We start from the raw sequence: 19,494 nt of genomic DNA, 5'->3' as shown, positions 1-19,494 counted from the left end.
GCAACCGCCTGAAGATGCGACCCGGGCACCCTCCCGGCGGCGCCCGCGGGGAGTGCGGAACTCCCGATGAGAAGGAGGTTCGGCGACGAAATCCGCTGTCGGCGGACGCGGTGGGGGTTGCGCAAGGGGGGTGCGCTGGGTGTTGCGCTGGGGCTGGTGCAGGGGGGGTGCGCGGTCGTGGTGCGGGGGCGGTGCCGGGTCGGTGCCGGGGGTGCGCACGAGTGGGCAGGCGCGCGGTGCGGCTGTCGAGGTGCACAGCGGTGCGGCGCGTCGCCGACGACCGCTTGCGGCGAACACGGCGCCGCAGCGCCCCGCGGCGCGCTATTCTCCGAAGCATGAGCGCGGGTGAAGCATGAGCATGGGCGGCGGGCCGGTCGGCCGGGGATCCCGCATCTCCGCCGGCGACGCCGAACTCCAGCGCAAGCTCAACCGCGACGCGCCCGCGGTGCCGGGGCTCGGGCGCCGCATCGCCGCGCTGTTCCGCCCCTACCGCGCGCAGCTCGTCGTCATCGTCGCGCTCGTGCTGGTCTCGGCCGCGCTCGCGATCCTGCCGCCGCTGCTCACGCAGCGCATCTTCGACGACGGCCTGTTCCCCCTCGACGGCGGCGGGCCGCACCTCACCGTGCTCGCCTGGCTCGTCGGCGCGATGATCGCCGTGTTCGTCATCTCCTCCGGGCTCGGGATCGTGCAGACCCTCTTCACCGCGCGCGTCGGCAACCGCGTGATGGGCGACCTCAGAGTGCGACTCTTCTCCCACCTGCAGTCCATGGAACTCGGCTTCTTCACCCGCACGAAGACCGGCGTGATCCAGTCGCGCCTGCAGAACGACGTCGGCGGCGTCGCGAACGTGCTGACGAACACCGTCTCCAACATCATCGGCAACACGGTCACGGTCGTCGCCGCCATCGTGGCGATGCTGCTGCTCAGCTGGCAGCTCACCCTCATCGCCGTCGTCGTCATGCCCGTGCTCGTGATCGCGCAGCGACGCGTCGGGCAGATCCGCGCGAAGATCGCCGGCCGCACGCAGGAGTCGCTGTCCGAGATGAGCGCGATCACGCAGGAGGCCCTCTCCATCTCGGGCGTGCTGCTCGCGAAGACCTACTCGCGCCAGAGCGCCGAGACCGAGCGCTACTCGGCCGAGAACCGCAACCAGATCGACCTGCAGGTGCGGCAGACGATGAGCGGGCAGCTGTTCTTCGCGCTCGTGCAGGTGTTCCTCTCGGCGGTGCCCGCGATCGTCTACCTCGTCTCGGGGTGGCTCATCGCGCGAGGCCAGAGCGAGGGGTTCGACCCCGGCATCACGGCGGGCACGATCGTGGCCTTCACCACGGTGCAGTCGCGCCTGCTCTTCCCGCTCGTCGCCCTCATGCGCATCGCGCTCGACCTGCAGACCTCGCAGGCGCTGTTCGCCCGCATCTTCGAGTACCTCGATCTGCGGCCCGCCATCGTCGACGCCGACGATGCGCGCGAGCCGTCCGACGCCCCGGGCCGGGCCGGTCGCATCGCGTTCGAGTCGGTCTCGTTCCGCTACCCCGACGCCGGCCCTGACGATCGCCCGACGCTCGACGACGTGTCGTTTCACGTGGAACCGGGGGAGTTCGTGGCCTTCGTCGGCGCCTCCGGATCGGGCAAGACCACCATCGGCTCGCTCGTGCCCCGCCTCTACGACGCCTCCTCCGGCACCGTGCGCTACGGCGACGACGATGTGCGCGAGCTGCGACAGGAGGCGCTCATGGACCGCATCGGGGTCGTGACGCAGGAGCCCTACCTGTTCCACGCCTCGGTGCTCGCCAACCTGCGGTACGCGAAGCCCGACGCCTCGCTGCACGAGGTGCAGGCCGCGGCGCGCCTCGCGAACATCCACGACACCATCGAGAGCTTCGCCGACGGCTACGAGACCGTCGTGGGCGAGCGGGGCTACCGCCTCTCGGGCGGCGAGAAGCAGCGGATCGCGATCGCGCGCGTGCTGCTCAAGAACCCCCGCGTGCTCGTGCTCGACGAGGCGACGAGCGCGCTCGACACCGTCAACGAGCGCATCGTGCAGCACGCCCTCGAAGACGCCCGCAGCGGCCGCACGACCATCGCGATCGCCCACCGCCTCTCGACGATCGTCGACGCCGACCGCATCTACGTGGTCGGCGGGGGGCGCATCCTCGAGCACGGCACCCACCAGCAGCTGCTCGAGCGGGGCGGCGCCTACGCCGAGCTCTACGCCCAGCAGCAGTAGCGGGGAGTCGGCGGGTGCGGCGGCGGCGGCGGCCGCGCCGCGCCGGTGTCTGCGTCCGCGTCGGCGTCTGCGTCGGCGTCCGCGTCGGCGGCCGTGCCGAAGCCCCTGTGCGAGCGGGGTCACTTCGGGAGGGTGTGGGCGACCGTTTCAGGCGCGACACCCTCCCAAAGTGACCCCGCTCCGATGGCGGAGGCAGGGTGCGTCGGCGATGCGTCAGTCGGTGTCCGCGACCATCGGCGTTCGCCCATCCGCGTCGTTGCCTGACCGACACCGCCCCTCTCTCCGCTCGCACGACCAGCGGGGTCACTTCGGGAGGGTGTCGGCGGTGGTTTTCGGTGCGACACGCTCCGAAAGTGACCCGGCTCGCAAAAGTGGGAGGGTGCGGGGTGTGGAGGTGCGTGGGTGGGACCGCGCTCTCGACCGGGACGTTCGACTCAGTATGGTGAATGCATGACCGAGTCGCGCCAGCCCGAGCCGCCTGCGCAGCAACCGGAGGCGCAGCAGCAGCCCGGTTCCCCGCAGCAGCAGCCACCTCAGCAGCAAGCCGGGTACCCGCAGGGGCCCGGAAGCCCGCAGCAGCCGGAGGGCTGGCCGCAGCAGCCGGGTCACGCGCATCAGCAGGGGTACCCGCAGCAGCCGCCCGGCCAGCCGATCCAGCAGCCATTCGGCCACCCCGCCCAGCCGCCCGGCGTCCCGAATCGGTACCCCGGCCACCCCGTCCAGCCGCCCGGCGTCCCGAACCAGCAGCCGGGTTACCCGATCCAGCACAGCGGCGCCTCAATCCAGCACGTCGGCTCCCCGAACCAGCCGCCGGGCTTTCCGCCGACGCATCAGGGCCTGCAGCAGTACGCTCCCGGTGCTCCCCATCCGCAGCACCCGCAGCACCAGCACCAGCACCCGCAGCACCCGCACCTGCCGTCCCCGCCCCCGGCCGCACCGCCGGCGCCGCGCAAGATCAACGTCGGCAAGACGCTGCTGTTCGTAGCGCTCGGGGTCCTGCTGGTCGTGGGGATCGTCGTCGGACTGCTGTTCGCCGCCGTCAATGCGCTCGGGAAGTGGGGCAGCTCGGTGGTCGACGGCGCGATCAGCGGGCAGTCCACCGCCGCGACCGTGTACGTGATGAACGAGCGGCCGGGCTGGGACGCGATGGAGACGTACGTCGTCGGCACCCTCGACACGTACTCGCAGGCCGCCGAGGACGGCACGATCTTCGACATGACGCCCAACGGGCGGAGCGTCTCATCCGACTACTACGCGGCGCTGCTGTACCAGCTGACCGACCTGCGCTCGGCACTGCGATTCGCCGGATCGACGATGAGCACCGACGCCGCCGAGCTCGACGACCGCATCCAGGCGTACGTCACGGAGGTCGAGGAGATCGAGCGCAGATTCGCCGCGGGTGAGGATCTCGACGTCACGGTGCAGATCACCGACGAGAACGGCGAGGTGCGCGAGTACAGCGGCGATCGCGCACCGGCGGAGGGGCCCGACGGCGCGCCGCTCGCCAGCGATCCCGAGACGTACGCGCGGGGGTTCGCGGCTCAGCCCGACGCCGATGGCAGTTACGCGAGCGCCGCGCAGCTGCTCGCCGCCCAGTTCGGGCGCGAGGTGAGCTTCGACTACTCGGCGGTGCGGCAGTACTGCATAGAGTCGGATCCGACCGGCATCGCGGAGGCCGGTTTCTGCGCCGCCAACCCCTCGGTGATCTACGTCAACGACACGGCGCCGGGGTATCCGCAGAATCTCTCGAGCCCCGCATTCATCGACGTCATGAAGCACGAGCTCGCTCACGCGGTCACCTTCGACACGTGCGGAACGCCGCGGCCGCCCATCACCGGAACGCTCACGGAGGGCGTCACGAGCTCGTACGCGGTGCTGTTCTTCGGGGCCGATTTCGATGAGCTGCAGAGCCGATCGGAGACGGCTCCCGAGTACACGATGACCGAGGAGACCGACCGGATCGCGCGAGCCCTGCACGACGGTCAGTGCTCCTAGGCGGCGTGCTCGCGGGCTGAACGGCCCCCGCCCCGCCCCGCCCCGCCGCTCCGCCGCTCTGCCGCTCCGCCGCTCCAAATCTGCGAGCGGGGTCACTTTCGGAGTGTGTCGGTGTGTGCGACCGCTGCAACTCCCTCCGAAAGTGACCCCGCTCGCGAGGACGCGAGGAAGGTGAGGGGAGCGGGGCGGCGGGGCGGGGCAGCGGCGGAGAGGGGGAGCGGAGCGGCAGAGCGGGGCAGCGGCGGAGAGGGGGAGCGGAGGCGCGGCGGCGGAGCGGCTCGGGGCAGCCGCGATCCCTACGGGCGGCCCGCGAGCAGATTCGCGCCCGTCAGCGACGACGCGACCGACAGGGAGACGCGCAGCGCATCATCCGCCGGGAGGCGGCCCGCGGTGACCGGAATCGCGATCCCGTCCTCGACGGCGAGGATCGCCCGGGCGGTCTCGAGAACGTCGTACTGCAGCCGCATCGCGCCCGCGCGGGCACCCGATTCGAGGATCTCGCTGAACAGGTCGAGCTGCTCGGCCTCGAACTCCACGCCCGAGGCGAGGATGCGCTCCTGCCGGAGCGCGAGCGCCGAGAGCTCCATGAGCAGCACGGTGGCGGCGTGCGAGCTCGTGCCGGTGCGGGGTACGCCGAGCGCGATGCACTCGGTGAGGCGCTCGACGGGCGAAGCGACGTGCGCGACATGCTCCCGACGCCGCGTCGAGTATTCGGCGATCGCCGTCTCGTACGTGTCGGCGTAGAGGTCGGCGAGATCGGGGTAGTAGTAGCTGACCGCCGCCGGCGTGAGCGAGGCGGCCTCAGCGATGTCGACGAGACGCGCGCCGCCCTGCCCGCGTTCGATGAGCAGCCGCGACGTGACCGCGATGAGTTCGCGCTTGCGGGCTTCCTGGTTGCGGGGGCGGGCCATGCGCTCATTCTTTCAGAGCGGAGGGGGCGCCGCGCGCAGCCCGGTTGACACGTCCAGCAATAGTTATTTAAAGTTTCATTAACCAATGAAGGGAAGGCCCATGAGCCGATCACTCGGTGTTGCACTGGTGCAGCACCACGCCACAACACTCTCCGCGTTCGCAGAGCACCTCCGCGCGAGCGCCGCCGCCCACCCGCAGATGCGTCTCTGGGTCTACCCCGAGCTGCACCTCGACACCCCGGTCGGCACCCCGGATATCGAGAGCATCGCCCGCCCGCTCGACGACGAGCGCTTCGCCCGGCTCGCCGCGCTCGCCGCCGAACTCGGCATCTGGCTGGTGCCGGGCACCTTCTTCGAGCGCAGCGACTCCGGTCGCGTGCACAACACCGCGCTGGTGTTCGGCCCCGACGGGGAGGTGCGCGCGACGTACCGCAAGATCTTCCCGTGGCGCCCGGCCGAGACCTGCGCTCCCGGCGCCGAGTTCACCGTCTTCGACCTGCCCGGATACGGGCGGATCGGCATCTCGATCTGCTACGACATCTGGTTCCCCGAGCACGCCCGCCACCTCGCGTGGGCGGGCGCCGATCTGATCCTGAACCTCGTGCAGACGAACACGAGCGACCGCGAGCAGGAGCTCGCCATCGTGCGCGGCAACGCCATCATGAACCAGGTATGGATCGCATCGGTGAACGCCGCCGCACCGACCGGCCGCGGCCGGTCGCTCGTCGTGGATCCCGACGGCGCGATCCGCATGCAGTCGTCGACCGCGGAGCAGCAGATCCTCACGAGCGTCGTCGACTTCGACCAGGTGAGCGCGGTGCGCCGGTTCGGCACGGCGGGGGTGTCGCGGCCGTGGGCGCAGCTCCGCCCCGACGACGCGCCGATCGAGCTGCCGCTGTACGCCGGGCGCATCTCGCCCGAGACGTGGGCGCCGCGCGGAGCGGAGGCGGGCGAGTGAGCGCGCCGACCTCCGCGCAGGGCGCGCAGGCCGCGCAGGGCGCGCAGGGCGTGCAGGGCCTGCAGGGCCTGCAGCCGACGAAGCTGCTGCCGCGACTCGGGCTGCTCGGGGTGGTCTTCTTCGGGCTCGCCTACATGGCGCCGGGCATCGTCACCTCGACGTTCGGAGTCGTATCGGGGGCGAGCCGCGGCGCCGCCCCGACGGCGTACCTCATCGCCACCGCGGCGATGCTCCTCACGGCGATCGCCTACGCGGTGCTCGCTCGGGCGTACCCGAACGCCGGATCCGCCTACACCTACGTCGGCAAGACGCTGGGGCGCGTCGCGGGGTTCTTCGCCGGGTGGGTGATCCTGCTCGACTACCTCTTCCTGCCCATGGTGGCGTGGCTGATCCAATCGACGTACCTGCACGCGCAGTTCCCGGGCATTCCGCTGTGGGTGTGGCTGGTCGTCAACGTGGGCGCGACGACCGCGATCAACCTGCTGGGCATCGCGCTGGCGGATCGCGTCAACATCGTGCTCACCGTCGCCGCGATGGCCTCGGTCGCGGCGCTCGTGGTCGTGCTGCTCCTGTTCCTCGGCCGCGAGGGCGGCGCGCCCGTCTCGAGTGCGCTCTGGAACGAGGAGACAAGCGTGGTCGCCGTCAGCTCCGCCGCGGCGGTCGCGGCGTACTCGTTCCTCGGGTTCGATGCGATCAGCACGCTCAGCGAGGAGACGAAGGAGCCGAAGCGCGACATTCCGCGGGGGATCGTGCTGGCGGTGCTCATCGGCGGATGCATCTTCGTCGGCGTCTCACTGCTCATGCAGCTCGTGCACCCCGGAGGGGCCTTCGACGATCCCGACACGGCCGGGTACACGATCTCCATCTTCGCCGGCGGCGCCGCGTTCACGAACATCAACAATCTCGTGAGCGTGATCGCCGGCTTCGGGTCGGGCCTCGCGATCCAGGCGACGTCGAGCCGGCTGCTCTTCGTGATGGGGCGCGACGGCGTGCTGCCGCGGGCGGTGTTCGGGCGGCTCAGCAACGCGTTCCGGGTGCCGTGGCTCAACATCCTGCTGATCGGCGCGATCGGCATGTTCGGCATGCTGCTCGACATCGGCACGGCGACCGCGTACATCAACTTCGGCGCGTTCCTGGCGTTCGCGCTCGTGAACATCGCGTTCCTCGTGTGGATCTGGCGGCGCGCCGAGCGGTCGCGCCCGGTCGCGGCGCGGGCGCTGCTGAGCCTCGTCCCCATCGCGGGCTTCGCCGTCGACCTGTACCTGTTCTCGCAGCTGCACCCCGAGGCGTACGCGGTGGGCGGCGTGTGGCTCGCGCTCGGCGTCGTGATGCTCGCGGTCGCGACGGGCGGCTTCCGGCGCCCCGTTCCGGTGCTCTCGGAGCGCTGACCGCGATCCGGCCCCGCGGCCGCTCCACTGCTCCGCCGCCCCGCTGCTCCGCCGCTCCGCTGCTCCGCCGCTCCGCTGCTCCGCCGCTCCGCCGCTCCGCCGCGCCGCCGCTCCGAATCCGTGAGCGGGGTCACTTTCGGAGTGTGTCGGTGTGCGCAACCGCTGCAACACCCTCCGCAAGTGACCCCGCTCTCGAAAGGGGAGAGGAGAAGAGAGGAGAGGCGGCGGCGCGGCCGCAGGAGAGGCGGGCGGCGGCGCGGCCGCAGCGGAACGGGGGCGGCGGCCGAGCGGCCGCGCGACGTAGGATCGTGACCGTGCGCACTATTACCCAGTCACGGAAGCTCGCGGGGGTGCGCTACGACGTGCGCGGCCCGATCCTGCAGGAGGCCGAGCGCCTCGAGCGCGAGGGCCATCGGATCCTCAAGCTGAACATCGGCAACCCGGCGCCGTTCGGGTTCGAGGCGCCGCCCGAGATCGTGGAGCGGCTGCAGGAGGCGCTCGCCGAGGCGCAGGGGTACAGCGATTCGCGCGGCATCCTCCCCGCCCGCGAGGCGGTCGCGCGCTACTACACGGAGGAGGGGGTCGCGGGCGTCACCCCTGACGACGTCTTCATCGGCAACGGCGTGAGCGAGATGATCTCGCTGGTGGTGCAGGCGCTCGTCGACGAGGGCGACGAGGTGCTCGTGCCGTCCCCCGACTACCCGCTCTGGACGGCGCAGGTCACCCTCTCGGGCGGCCTCGCCGTGCACTACCCGTGCGACGAGGCGAACGGATGGATGCCCGATCTCGACGCGATCGAGCGCCTGGTGACGCCCGCCACGAAGGGCATCGTGCTCATCAACCCCAACAATCCGACGGGGGCCGTGTACTCGGCGGAGCTGGTGCGCGGGTTCGCCGCGCTCGCCGAGCGGCACGGCCTCGTGCTCATGGCCGACGAGATCTACGAGCGCATCCTGTACGACGGCGCCCGGCACGAGCATGCGGCGCTGCACGTGCGCGACACCCTCTGCCTCACCTTCAGCGGCCTGTCGAAGGCGCAGCGCGTCGCGGGCTACCGGGCGGGGTGGCTCGCGATCTCGGGCGACCGGGCCCGGGGCCGCGACTTCTTGGAGGGGTTGCAGCTGCTCGCGAACATGCGCATGTGCGCGAACGTGCCGGCGCAGCACGCGATCCCCGTCGCCCTGTCGCCGGCGTCGAACTGGTCGGGCATCGCCGAGCTGTGCGCCCCGGGCGGGCGGCTGCGCGAGCAGCGGGACGCGGCGCACCGGCTGCTCACCGAGATTCCGGGGGTCGGCTGCGAGCTGCCGGGCGGGGCGATGTATCTCTTCCCGCGGCTCGACCCCGAGGTGTACCCGATCGTCGACGATCAGCGGTTCGTCATCGATGTGCTGCGCGCCACGCACGTGCTCGTCACCAACGGCCGCGGCTTCAACCTGCCGACGCCCGATCATCTGCGGTTCGTCACCCTGCCGTCGGTGCCCGTGCTCACCGAGGCCATCGGGCGCATCGCGGAGTATCTCGAGACGAGGCGGGCGTGAGCGTCCGGGTGCTCGCCGTCGGCAAGAAGCACGAGAGCTGGGTCTCGGAGGGCATCGGCCGGTACGAGAAGCGCCTGCGCAAGCCCTTCGACACGGCGTGGCAGCTGCTGCCGCACTCCTCGCGCGAGGGGGAGGCGGCGCGCGCCGAGGAGTCGGATCGGCTGCTCGCGAAGCTGGATCGCGACGCCTTCGTCGTGCTGCTCGACGAGCGCGGGCGGGGCGTCGATTCGCCCGAGTTGGCGCGCACGCTGCAGCGGGCGTTCGACGGGGGCCGGTCGGTGACGGTGATCATCGGCGGGGCGTACGGCGTGGACGACCGGGTGCGGGCGCGCGCCGATTTCGTGTGGAGCCTCTCGCGGCTCGTCTTCCCGCACCAGCTCGTGCGTCTCGTGCTCGTCGAGCAGCTGTACCGTTCGCAGGAGATATCGGCGAACCGCTCGTATCATCACGTGTGATCCGATCCGGATCGCCCGCAGTCCGCCCGCTCCAGGAAGGCCCGCAGTGACGCGTTCTCCCCGTCTCGCCGTCGTCGGCAGCATCAACCTCGACCTCATCGCCCGCACGGCCGCCCTGCCCCGGCCGGGGGAGACGGTCGGCGGTGGCTCGTTCTCCCGGCTTCCCGGGGGCAAGGGCGCGAATCAGGCGGCCGCGGCGGCGGCGCTGGGCGTCGCGACGCGCATGATCGGGGCGGTCGGCGACGACGCCGATGGGGCGCTCGCCCGCGACACCCTCGTCGCGGCGGGCGTCGACGTGTCGGCGGTGCGCACGGTCGACGAGCCGACGGGGGTGGCGCTCATCGGCATCGACGCGTCGGGGGAGAACCAGATCAGCGTGTGCCCGGGGGCGAACGCGGCCGTGACGGTGCCGGGCGACGCGTTCGCGCCGGGCGAGGCGGTGCTCGTGCAGCTCGAGGTGCCGATGACCGCCGTCGCCGCCGCGGCGCGTGCGTGCACGGGGTTCTTCGCGGTGAATGCGGCGCCCGCGGCGGAGCTGCCGGAGGCGGTGCTGCAGCGGGCGGATCTCGTGATCGTGAACGAGACCGAGTTCGCGGCGCTGCCCGCGCTGCACGGGGCCGGTGCGGGTGCGGTCGATGCGGGTGCGGGTGCGGGTGCGGTCGATGCGGGTGCCGATGCCGGTGCGGGTGCGGGTGCGGGAGTCGGGCACGGCGAGGGCGCCGGCCCGCTCGTGGCGGTCAGCCTCGGTGCGGAGGGGGCGAAGCTGCTGCGGGGCGGCGCGGAGGTGGCGCGCGCGGCGTCGCCCGCAGCCGCCGTGGTGAGCACCGTGGGCGCGGGCGACGCGTTCTGCGCCGCGCTCGTGGCGGCGCTGATCTCGGGCGTCGCCGAGGCCGACGCGCTGGCCGCGGCCTGCGCCGTGGGCGCGGCAGCGGTCGCCGACGAGCGCTCGCAGCCCGCGCTGCAGCCGCTGGAGGCGTATCTGCCGTAGCGGTCCGTGAATGTCGGCGGTCGGCGCGACGATCGAGGCATGATCCCGTTCCGCCTCTCAGCGCGGCTGCAACCGCGGTCGCGCTCCGGAGCTCCTGTCGCTCCGGTCGGCCGCGCCCCGCGCGACGCCGGTGGGCGCGGCGCGGGCACCGCCGGCGACGCCCGCGACCGCGATGCCGGTGGCGCGATCGTGGTGCCGTGGCGCATCGCGCAGCGTTCGGGCAGCGGGGTCATCGAGGTGGAGAACACGGGTGCCTTCGCACTGCACGCGGTGCGGTTCTCGTTGGCGGGCGACGGCCTCCTCGGGCTGTCGCTGCCGCGTACGGTGCTGCCGGGCGAGCGCCTGCGCGTGGCGGTGCGCGGCACGCGGGCGGAGGCGGCCGCCGAGGCGCCCGATTCGCTGCTCGTGCTGCGCTGGTTCGCGGCCGACGGGAGGGAGCTGCTGTGGCCGGTTTCGCTCACGTGAGACGCCCTCCCCCGACACGCCGAGCAGGGTGTGGAGGGAGGAATTTTTCGCGCCCTGCGGCGTTGTGGATAAGTGGGCGAGAAGTGCGGGAACGCGCCGAAAGTTCTCCCCAGTCCGGCCCCCGGATGCGGGAAAAGTCGGTGCAAAACTACATTGGTGTAACTACTGCATGTTGTGGTCGGTCCCGGTGTGGTTCACTAGATGTAGTGCCTCGGACGAGGCGGCACAGTTTTATCGAAGGGCGTGAAATGGCGATCACCGTATACACCAAGCCGTCGTGCGTGCAGTGCACCGCGACCTACCGGGCGCTCGACAGCAAGGGCATCGAGTACGACGTGCTCGACCTCTCGCAGGACGAGACGGCGCTCGAAGCGGTGAAGGAGCTCGGCTACCTGCAGGCTCCCGTGGTGGTGACCGACGACGAGCACTGGTCGGGCTTCCGCCCCGACAAGATCTCGGAGCTCGCGGGTCGTCTCGCGTAGCAGTGCGGTGACGGGGCGGGAGCACATGCGGTTCCCGCCCCGCGCAGTACCCCGGGGCTCCGGCGGGCCCCGCCGGTGGAGCGGCGAACGAGCGGGCTGAGAGGAAGAGGAGAGTATGGCGGATCTCGTCTACTTCTCCAGCGTCTCCGGCAACACGCACCGATTCGTCGAGAAGCTCGGCCGGCCGGCCGAGCGGATCCCGATCCGGACCGGCGACGAGCCGCTCCGGGTCACCGAGCCGTACGTGCTGCTGCTGCCCACCTACGGGGGAGGCCCCGAGACGCGGGCCGTGCCGAAACAGGTCATCAAGTTCCTCAACGACGAGGAGAACCGCATGCACCTGCGCGGGGTGATCGCCGCGGGCAACACCAACTTCGGTGAGGCCTACGCGATCGCCGGCGACATCATCGCCAGGAAGTGCCGAGTGCCCTTCCTCTACCGATTTGAACTCTTTGGAACACCGGACGACGTCACCGCCGTCCAAGATGGATTGGAACAGTTTTGGTCCCGACAGCAACAGCCGCCGACACCTCGAGCGCAGTGATGGAGCCCGGACTCGAATCGTCGAAGATCAGCGAGATGGACTACCACGCGCTGAACGCGATGCTCAATCTCTACGACGCCGACGGGAACATCCAGTTCGACCGCGATCGCGAGGCGGCGCGCCAGTACTTCCTGCAGCACGTCAACCAGAACATGGTGTTCTTCCACAACTTCGAAGAGCGCATGCGGTACCTCATCGACAACGACTACTACGAGCGCGAGCTCATCGAGCAGTACGGCGTGCCCTTCATCGAAGAGCTCACCAACGAGGCGTACGCGATGAAGTTCCGCTTCCCGACGTTCCTCGGCGCCTTCAAGTTCTTCACCTCGTACGCCCTCAAGACGTTCGACGGCAAGCGCTACCTCGAGCGCTTCGAGGATCGCGTCGTCATGTCGGCCCTCGGCCTCGCCGAGGGCGACCGCGAACTCGCCCGCGGCCTCGTGCGCGAGATCGTGTCGGGCCGATTCCAGCCGGCGACCCCCACCTTCCTGAACCTCGGCAAGGCGCAGCGCGGCGAACTCGTCTCCTGCTTCCTGCTGCGCATCGAAGACAATATGGAGTCGATCTCGCGCGGCATCAACTCGTCGCTGCAGCTCTCGAAGCGCGGCGGCGGCGTCGCCCTGCTGCTGTCGAACATCCGCGAGACCGCGGCCCCGATCAAGAAGATCGAGAACCAGTCGTCGGGCATCATCCCCGTGATGAAGCTGCTCGAAGACAGCTTCAGCTACGCGAACCAGCTCGGCGCGCGACAGGGCGCCGGCGCCGTCTACCTGTCGGCGCACCACCCCGACATCATGCGCTTCCTCGACACCAAGCGCGAGAACGCGGACGAGAAGATCCGCATCAAGACGCTGTCGCTCGGCGTCGTGATCCCCGACATCACGTTCGAACTCGCCAAGAAGGGCGAGGACATGTACCTCTTCTCGCCGTACGACGTCGAGCGCGTCTACGGGGTGCCCTTCGGCGACATCTCGATCTCCGAGAAGTACGCCGAGATGGTCGACGACGCGCGCATCAAGAAGACGAAGATCAACGCGCGCCACTTCTTCCAGACCATCGCCGAGCTGCAGTTCGAGTCGGGCTACCCCTACATCGTGTTCGAAGACACGGTGAACCGGGCGAACCCGATTAAGGGCCGCATCAACATGTCGAACCTGTGCTCCGAGATCCTCCAGGTCAACACCCCGACCACGTACAACGAGGACCTGAGCTACGCCGAGATCGGCAAGGACATCTCGTGCAACCTCGGCTCCATGAACATCGCGGCCGCGATGGACGGCGGCAACCTCGGCGGCACCGTCGAGCTCGCGATCCGCGCCCTCACCTCCGTCAGCGACCAGAGCCACATCTCGTCGGTGCGGTCGATCGAGGACGGCAACGACCAGTCGCACGCCATCGGCCTCGGCCAGATGAACCTCCACGGCTACCTGGCCCGCGAGCACGTGCACTACGGCTCCGAAGAGGGCATCGACTTCACGAACATCTACTTCTACACGGTGCTGTTCCACGCCCTGCAGGCCTCCAACCGCATCGCGATCGAGCGCCAGACCGTGTTCGGCGGCTTCGAGGACTCGCAGTACGCAACGGGCGAGTTCTTCGACAAGTACACCGAGCAGGAGTGGGCGCCGGCCACGCCGCGGGTCGCCGAGCTCTTCGCGCAGGCCGGAATCGCGATCCCGAACCAGGCCGACTGGCGCGAGCTCAAGGCGAGCGTCATGGAGCACGGCATCTACAACCAGAACCTGCAGGCCGTGCCCCCGACCGGCTCGATCTCGTACATCAACAACTCGACGAGCTCGATCCACCCGATCGCGTCGAAGATCGAGATCCGCAAGGAGGGCAAGCTGGGCCGCGTGTACTACCCGGCGCCGTTCATGACGAACGAGAACCTCGAGTACTACACCGACGCCTACGAGATCGGCCCCGAGAAGATCATCGACACCTACGCCGCGGCCACGCAGCACGTCGACCAGGGCCTGTCGCTCACCCTGTTCTTCAAGGACACCGCGACGACGCGCGACATCAACAAGGCGCAGATCTACGCATGGCGCAAGGGCATCAAGACGATCTACTACATCCGCCTGCGTCAGCTCGCACTCGAGGGCACCGACATGTCGGAGTGCGTCAGCTGCATGCTGTGATCCTCGCGATCACGGCATAACGACACAGAAACCACCGGAGTAGAGAGAACCCGATGAACTTCAAGCTGGGCCACGCCGTGCAGGCGATCAACTGGAACCGGATCCAGGACGACAAGGACCTCGAGGTCTGGAACCGACTCGTCAACAACTTCTGGCTGCCCGAGAAGGTGCCGCTGTCGAACGACGTGCAGTCGTGGGCCACCCTCACGCCGCAGGAGCAGCTGCTCACCATGCGCGTGTTCACGGGGCTCACCCTGCTCGACACGATCCAGGGCACCGTCGGCGCTGTGTCGCTGATCCCCGACGCGATCACCCCGCACGAGGAGGCCGTCTACACGAACATCGCGTTCATGGAGTCGGTGCACGCCAAGAGCTACTCGTCGATCTTCTCGACGCTCTGCTCCACGCAGGAGATCGACGACGCGTTCCGCTGGTCGATGGAGAACCCGAATCTGCAGAAGAAGGCGCAGATCATCACCGACTACTACGAGGGCGATGATCCCCTGAAGCGCAAGGTCGCCTCGACGCTGCTCGAGTCGTTCCTCTTCTACTCGGGCTTCTACCTGCCCATGTACTGGTCGAGCCACGCGAAGCTCACCAACACGGCAGACCTGATCCGCCTCATCATCCGCGACGAGGCCGTGCACGGCTACTACATCGGCTACAAGTTCCAGAAGGGTCTCGAGAACGAGACCGAGGAGCGCCGCCAGGAGCTCAAGGACTACACGTTCTCGCTCATGTACGAGCTGTACGAGAACGAGGTCAAGTACACCGCAGACCTCTACGACCCGGTGGGCCTGACCGAGGACGTCAAGAAGTTCCTCCACTACAACGCCAACAAGGCGCTCATGAACCTCGGCTACGAGCCGATGTTCCCGAAGGAGATGACCGACGTCAACCCGGCGATCCTGTCGTCGCTCTCGCCCAACGCCGACGAGAATCACGACTTCTTCAGCGGGTCGGGCTCGTCGTACGTCATCGGCAAGGCCGTCGCCACCGAAGACGAGGACTGGGACTTCTAAAAGCCCAGATAAGAGGCGCTATTTACAGAAGAGGCTCGGGTTGGTAGTTTCGCATGAGCGAAGCTCCAGCCCGGGCCTTTCTTAGGTCGGCGTACACGTCAAGAGTCATCGCTGCGGAAGCGTGACCAAGCATCCTCTGCACGGCCAGGTCACGTCATCAGAGACGGCCCATTACCTAGGGGCCGACCGCACCGTCCGGGCATGCTCGTGAGCTGCAAAGCCATTTGGTCCTGCTATTCACCGTGCCTGAAGCCGAATGGATAGAAGCCGTGAATCACCCCATCGATGTAGCGGTGCTGCGCTACATTCGCGAACTCCAGTGCTTCTTCCTGCGTGGCACAGATTGCAAGAATCTTGAGGTCCGGAGTGGAGTCCTCCTGGACGACCCACACTCCGTCTGTATAGGCGTTCCGATCCATCATTGAAAGCTCCCCTCTCAGATACGGGAAGCCGTTGATCTGCGGACGCTCGTATGGAGATTCTAAGGAACAGCTCGCCTGCAGCGAGAAGCCGTGGAAGTGCGCAGAAAGCCCCCTCTGAAGTCCGTTCGTAGATTCCCGAGGGGCTTTTTACTGCGCCCGCTTTCGGTCGGGGAGAGCTGGGAGGGTGGCCGTTCCCGTCCCGACCCTCAGCCTTCACGCGGCTCGCCTCACCGAACGACAGCGCGCACGCCGCCGCGCTCAGCGGGCCACAATGGAGGGATGTCGACTCCGCTGATCCCCGAGATGCCCGAACCCGTCTACGTGATGTCGGAGGAGGGATTCCGTCTCGCGACCTACACGTGGGGCGACGAGGACGCGCCCGTGGTGCTGGCGGTGCACGGCTTCGCGTCGAGCTGCCGCGACAACTGGGTGAGCACCGGCTGGGTGGGCGGGCTGCTGCGCGAGGGCTTCCGGGTGCTCGGCATCGACCAGCGCGGTCACGGCATGAGCGAGAAGCCGGTCGAGCCCCGCAACTACCAGATGCCGCTGCTGGTGTCTGACGTCGAGGTGATCCTCGACACCTACATGATCGACCCGGTGCGGTACCTCGGCTATTCGCTCGGCGCCCGCGTCGGCTGGCATGTGGCGGTCGACCTCGCCGATCGCGTCGAGCGCGCCGTGCTCGGCGGCATCCCCGACGGCCGCCCGCTCGGGCGCCTCGACCTCGCGCAGGCGAACGACTATCTCGCCAACGGCACCCCGGTGACGGATCGCGCCACCCAGAACTACGTGAAACTCGCCGAGCGAGTGCCCGAGAACGATCTCGCCGCGCTCATCGCGCTCGCCGGCGGCATGCGGTTCGGCGACGAGAACCCCGACCTGGGGCGCCCCCCGCAGCAGCCCGTGCTCGTCGCCACCGGCACCGAGGATCTCATCTTCGACGACTCGAAGCAGCTCGCCGCGCAGCTGCCGCACGGCGCATTCGCCGAGATCGAGGGGCGCCACCACTTCAACGCCCCCGGTGCGCGCGACTTCAAGCGGATCGGCATCGACTTCCTGCGCGACGCGGGGGAATAACGCTCGGCGCTGCCGGCGCCGGCATCGGCACTGGCGCCGGTGCCGGAACCGGCGCCGTCGGCCCTGCTCGCCCCGGCTTCGTGCAGGGGATCCGGCGAAATGCAGTGCACTTTCGCGCTGTACGCCCGTTGGACGCCGGATCTCCTGTGCGACGGCGGGGCCGGGCGGGCGGGGGGATTGGCCTGAGCGCGGCGGAAGGGCGACAGCCGGGCGGGGCCCGGGCTGGGCCGGGCCCGGCCCGGCCCAGCCCGGGCCCCTACGCGGCCTGCTGCCAGAGCGGCGCGGGCCGCGAGGTGATGAGGCGCTGCGTGTACTCCTCCTGGGGGTCGGTGAGGATCTGCGCGGTGCTGCCGTACTCGACCACCTCGCCGCGCTGCATCACGAGGGTCTCGGTGCAGATGCGGGAGACGACCGCGAGGTCGTGCGTCACGAAGACGATGGAGAGGCCGAACTGGTCGCGCACCTCCTCGATGAGTTCGAGCACCTGCGCCTGCACCGAGACATCGAGCGCGCTCGTCGCCTCGTCGAGCACGAGCAGCTTCGGCCCGGCGGCGAGAGCCTTCGCGAGCGCGACGCGCTGCCGCTGGCCGCCCGAGAGCGCCTTCGGCCGCGCCGCGAGCTGGTCGGGGCGGAGGCCGACGCGTTCGAGCAGCGACGCGGCCACCGTCTCGGCCTCGCGCCGCGCTCCGCCGCGATGCAGACGCACCACGTCGGCGACGGCCCGCCCGATCGGGATGCGCGGATCGAGCGACAGGTACGGATCCTGGAACACCATCTGCGTGGTCGCCGCCAGCTCGCGGCGCTCGGCGCCCGACATAGCCCGATCGGGGCGCGCGACGCCGCCGAACGACAGCTCGCCGGCGTCTGCCTGTTCGAGCCCGACGAGGATGCGGGCGAGCGTCGACTTGCCCGACCCCGATTCGCCGACGATGCCGAGCGATCCGCCGCGTGCGAGCGCGAAGCCGACGCCCGAGAGCGCCGTCACGTCGTCGCGGCCCGGCACCCGGTAGCGCTTGGTGAGCCCGGACGCCGCGATGAGCGGAGGCTCGGCGGCGGACGCGCCGGCACCGTCGGCACCTACGGCACCGTCGGCACCGGACGCGCCGGCGGCGGGATCCGGATCGCCGAGAGCGTCGGCACCAGCACCAGCACCCGCATCCCGCACCTCGATGCGCGGCGTCGCGGCCAGCAGCTCCTGCGTGTACGCCTCCTGCGGGGCGCGGAACACGGCCTCGGTCGCCCCCTCCTCGACCACGCGCCCGCCCCGCAGCACGACGACGCGCTCGCACAGCGAGGCGGCCAACCCGAGATCGTGCGTGATGAACAGCATGCCCATGCCGCGCGCCGCCTGCTGTTCGCGCAGCAGCTCGACGATGCCCGCCTGCGTGGTGACGTCGAGGGCGGTGGTCGGCTCGTCGCAGAGCAGCAGATCGGGGGAGTCGAGCAGCGCAGCGGCGATCATGACGCGCTGCAGCATGCCCCCCGAGAGCTGGTGCGGGTACTGGTCGAGCAGCGCCGCGGCGCGGGGCAGACCGACCTGCTCGAGCTGCGCGACGGCGCGGGCGGCGGCGTCGGCGCGGCTGAGCCCGTGCCAGCGCACGAGCGTCTCGGTGAGGAAGTCGCCGAGGGTGCGCACGGGGTTGATGCCGGCTCGCGGATCCTGGAAGATCATCGACGCGCGGGTGCGGCGGATGGTGCGCAGCTGCGCCTCCGTCGCGGTGACGGTGTCGATGTCTCCGACCCGCACCGATCCGTCGAGCGAGGCGTGGTCGGGGAAGAGGCCGAGGGCGGCCCGGGTGGTGAGCGACTTGCCCGATCCGGATTCGCCGACGAGCGCCACCGATTCGCCGGAGGCGACGGAGATCGAGACCCCGTTCAGCAGCGGGCCACGGCCCGGAACCCGCAGCGAGAGGTCTGCGATGTCGAGGAGCTGGGTCATGAGAAGTTGCCTCCGATGCGGTCGGACAGTTCTTCGCCGATGATGTTGATGGCGACCACCACGAGCACGACGACGGCGGCCGGCACGAACGTGGGCAGCAGCGCCCCGCTCATGAGCGCTCCGCGGCTCTCGTTGATCATGGAGCCCCAGTCGGCGGTCGGCGCCTGCACGCCCAGGCCGATGAACGACAGCGCGGCGAGGTCGGCGAGCACGTAGCCGAAGTTCAGCGTCGACTGGGCGCCGACCGTCGGCACCACGTTGGGGAGCACGCGGCGCATCGCGATCCACGATCCCCGGAAGCCGAGCACGCGGTACGCCTGCACGTAGGGCCGCGTGCGCTCGGCGACGACGAGACCGCGCGTGAGCCGCGCGACGTAGGGGATGTAGGCGATCGTCATCGCGAGCACGGGGGCGAAGAGCCCCTTGCCGAAGAGGGCGACCGCGAGGATCGCGAGCAGCATCGCCGGGAATGAGAACAGGAAGTCGAAGACGCGCGACAGCACGGCGTCGATCCAGCCGCCGCGCCACGCCGCGACGAGACCGAGCAGGAGGCCCAGCACGGTCGAGCCGATGACGACGATGAGGGGGCCGATGAGCGAGGTGCGCGCCCCGTACATGAGGCGGGTGAGCAGGTCGCGGCCGAGCGCGTCGGTGCCGAGCCAGTGCGCCCAGCTCGGGCCCGAGAGCACGTTCTGCAGGTCGACGTGATCGGGGTCGTACGGGGCGATCAGCGTGGCGAGCGCGGCCGCGAGCACCACGACCGCCACGAAGACGAGCGACACCGTCGCCTGCACGGAGAAGCGCCGGCGCCGCAGCGATTTCGGTACGGCGAGGGCTCGGGTGGCGTTCGGCGGCCCGCCGGGGGCGGGCGCGGAAGCGCGGGACGCTCCGGCTGCCCCGGGGGCGCCGGACGCGCTGGACGCGCCGGATGCGGACGGCCGG

At 69.9% G+C, this 19,494-nt stretch carries 17 protein-coding genes and 1 pseudogene; 13 read left to right on the top strand and 5 right to left on the bottom strand.

Features of this window, described 5'->3' with window-relative positions; genetic code table 11:
- Positions 1-358: 358 nt before the first annotated feature.
- Together BLT44_RS01950 and BLT44_RS01945 are read left to right on the top strand one after the other, a co-directional pair.
- The gene (locus tag BLT44_RS01950) at positions 359-2,227 is read left to right on the top strand and encodes an ABC transporter ATP-binding protein (RefSeq protein ID WP_010155838.1); all 1,869 of its coding nucleotides are present in this window, start codon (positions 359-361) and stop codon (positions 2,225-2,227) included.
- A 450-nt stretch (positions 2,228-2,677) separates the two neighbouring features.
- Complete coding sequence (locus BLT44_RS01945) at positions 2,678-4,222, top strand: hypothetical protein (protein ID WP_010155840.1); 1,545 nt, start codon at positions 2,678-2,680, stop codon at positions 4,220-4,222.
- A gap of 296 nt (positions 4,223-4,518) precedes the next feature.
- On the opposite strand, the gene BLT44_RS01940 is transcribed toward BLT44_RS01945, so the two are convergent.
- Entirely contained in the window at positions 4,519-5,133 is a 615-nt protein-coding gene (locus BLT44_RS01940) for a TetR/AcrR family transcriptional regulator (RefSeq protein ID WP_010155841.1), read from the bottom strand.
- A gap of 100 nt (positions 5,134-5,233) precedes the next feature.
- Here BLT44_RS01940 and BLT44_RS01935 point away from each other — a divergent pair, with 100 nt between their 5' ends.
- The 10 genes from BLT44_RS01935 to nrdF all read left to right on the top strand — a co-directional run bounded on the left by BLT44_RS01935 (position 5,234) and on the right by nrdF (position 15,114).
- Positions 5,234-6,091, top strand: coding sequence for a carbon-nitrogen hydrolase family protein (locus BLT44_RS01935; RefSeq protein ID WP_010155842.1), 858 nt, complete (start codon positions 5,234-5,236; stop codon positions 6,089-6,091).
- Positions 6,088-7,479, top strand: a complete 1,392-nt coding sequence (locus tag BLT44_RS01930) for an APC family permease (protein WP_244887459.1) — start codon at positions 6,088-6,090, stop codon at positions 7,477-7,479. Before BLT44_RS01935 ends, BLT44_RS01930 begins: the two co-directional genes overlap by 4 nt.
- A gap of 314 nt (positions 7,480-7,793) precedes the next feature.
- Positions 7,794-9,017, top strand: coding sequence for a pyridoxal phosphate-dependent aminotransferase (locus tag BLT44_RS01925; RefSeq protein ID WP_029608160.1), 1,224 nt, complete (start codon positions 7,794-7,796; stop codon positions 9,015-9,017).
- Complete coding sequence (locus BLT44_RS01920) at positions 9,014-9,472, top strand: 23S rRNA (pseudouridine(1915)-N(3))-methyltransferase RlmH (protein ID WP_010155844.1); 459 nt, start codon at positions 9,014-9,016, stop codon at positions 9,470-9,472. Before BLT44_RS01925 ends, BLT44_RS01920 begins: the two co-directional genes overlap by 4 nt.
- 46 nt (positions 9,473-9,518) lie before the next feature.
- Entirely contained in the window at positions 9,519-10,460 is a 942-nt protein-coding gene (locus BLT44_RS01915) for a PfkB family carbohydrate kinase (protein ID WP_074689860.1), read from the top strand.
- Positions 10,461-10,499: 39 nt separating this feature from the next.
- A complete protein-coding gene (locus tag BLT44_RS01910) occupies positions 10,500-10,925 on the top strand; it encodes a hypothetical protein (protein ID WP_074689858.1) in 426 nt (141 codons plus the stop codon).
- 248 nt (positions 10,926-11,173) lie between these two features.
- On the top strand, positions 11,174-11,407 hold the full coding sequence (gene nrdH, locus BLT44_RS01905; protein ID WP_010155847.1) for a glutaredoxin-like protein NrdH: 234 nt from the start codon (positions 11,174-11,176) through the stop codon (positions 11,405-11,407).
- 115 nt (positions 11,408-11,522) lie between these two features.
- The gene (gene nrdI, locus BLT44_RS01900; RefSeq protein WP_010155848.1) at positions 11,523-11,951 is read left to right on the top strand and encodes a class Ib ribonucleoside-diphosphate reductase assembly flavoprotein NrdI; all 429 of its coding nucleotides are present in this window, start codon (positions 11,523-11,525) and stop codon (positions 11,949-11,951) included.
- On the top strand, positions 11,951-14,092 hold the full coding sequence (gene nrdE / locus BLT44_RS01895; protein ID WP_029608162.1) for a class 1b ribonucleoside-diphosphate reductase subunit alpha: 2,142 nt from the start codon (positions 11,951-11,953) through the stop codon (positions 14,090-14,092). The genes nrdI and nrdE overlap by 1 nt, the downstream gene beginning before the upstream one ends.
- A 53-nt stretch (positions 14,093-14,145) precedes the next feature.
- Positions 14,146-15,114 carry a class 1b ribonucleoside-diphosphate reductase subunit beta gene (gene nrdF, locus BLT44_RS01890; protein ID WP_010155851.1) on the top strand — a complete coding sequence of 323 codons (969 nt, stop codon included), beginning with the start codon at positions 14,146-14,148 and terminating at the stop codon, positions 15,112-15,114.
- 82 nt (positions 15,115-15,196) lie between these two features.
- On the opposite strand, the pseudogene BLT44_RS16130 reads toward nrdF, so the two are convergent.
- Positions 15,197-15,259: pseudogene (locus tag BLT44_RS16130) on the bottom strand (tyrosine-type recombinase/integrase); the annotation flags it as partial.
- Between the two features lie 88 nt (positions 15,260-15,347).
- The gene (locus tag BLT44_RS15515; RefSeq protein WP_155819019.1) at positions 15,348-15,506 is read right to left on the bottom strand and encodes a hypothetical protein; all 159 of its coding nucleotides are present in this window, start codon (positions 15,504-15,506) and stop codon (positions 15,348-15,350) included.
- Positions 15,507-15,815: 309 nt separating this feature from the next.
- Here BLT44_RS15515 and BLT44_RS01880 point away from each other — a divergent pair, with 309 nt between their 5' ends.
- A complete protein-coding gene (locus BLT44_RS01880) occupies positions 15,816-16,613 on the top strand; it encodes an alpha/beta fold hydrolase (RefSeq protein ID WP_010155853.1) in 798 nt (265 codons plus the stop codon).
- A 256-nt stretch (positions 16,614-16,869) separates the two neighbouring features.
- On the opposite strand, the gene BLT44_RS01875 is transcribed toward BLT44_RS01880, so the two are convergent.
- Complete coding sequence (locus BLT44_RS01875) at positions 16,870-18,552, bottom strand: ABC transporter ATP-binding protein (protein WP_074689856.1); 1,683 nt, start codon at positions 18,550-18,552, stop codon at positions 16,870-16,872.
- A complete protein-coding gene (locus BLT44_RS01870) occupies positions 18,549-19,346 on the bottom strand; it encodes an ABC transporter permease (protein WP_010155855.1) in 798 nt (265 codons plus the stop codon). The genes BLT44_RS01875 and BLT44_RS01870 overlap by 4 nt, the downstream gene beginning before the upstream one ends.
- Positions 19,347-19,494 lie beyond the last annotated feature (148 nt).

It is taken from the genome of Leucobacter chromiiresistens (assembly GCF_900102345.1).
Classification (GTDB): Bacteria; Actinomycetota; Actinomycetes; order Actinomycetales; family Microbacteriaceae; genus Leucobacter; species Leucobacter chromiiresistens.
The sequence above is the reverse complement of the archived record's forward strand: the minus strand, read 5'-3'. Positions and strand labels throughout refer to the sequence as shown.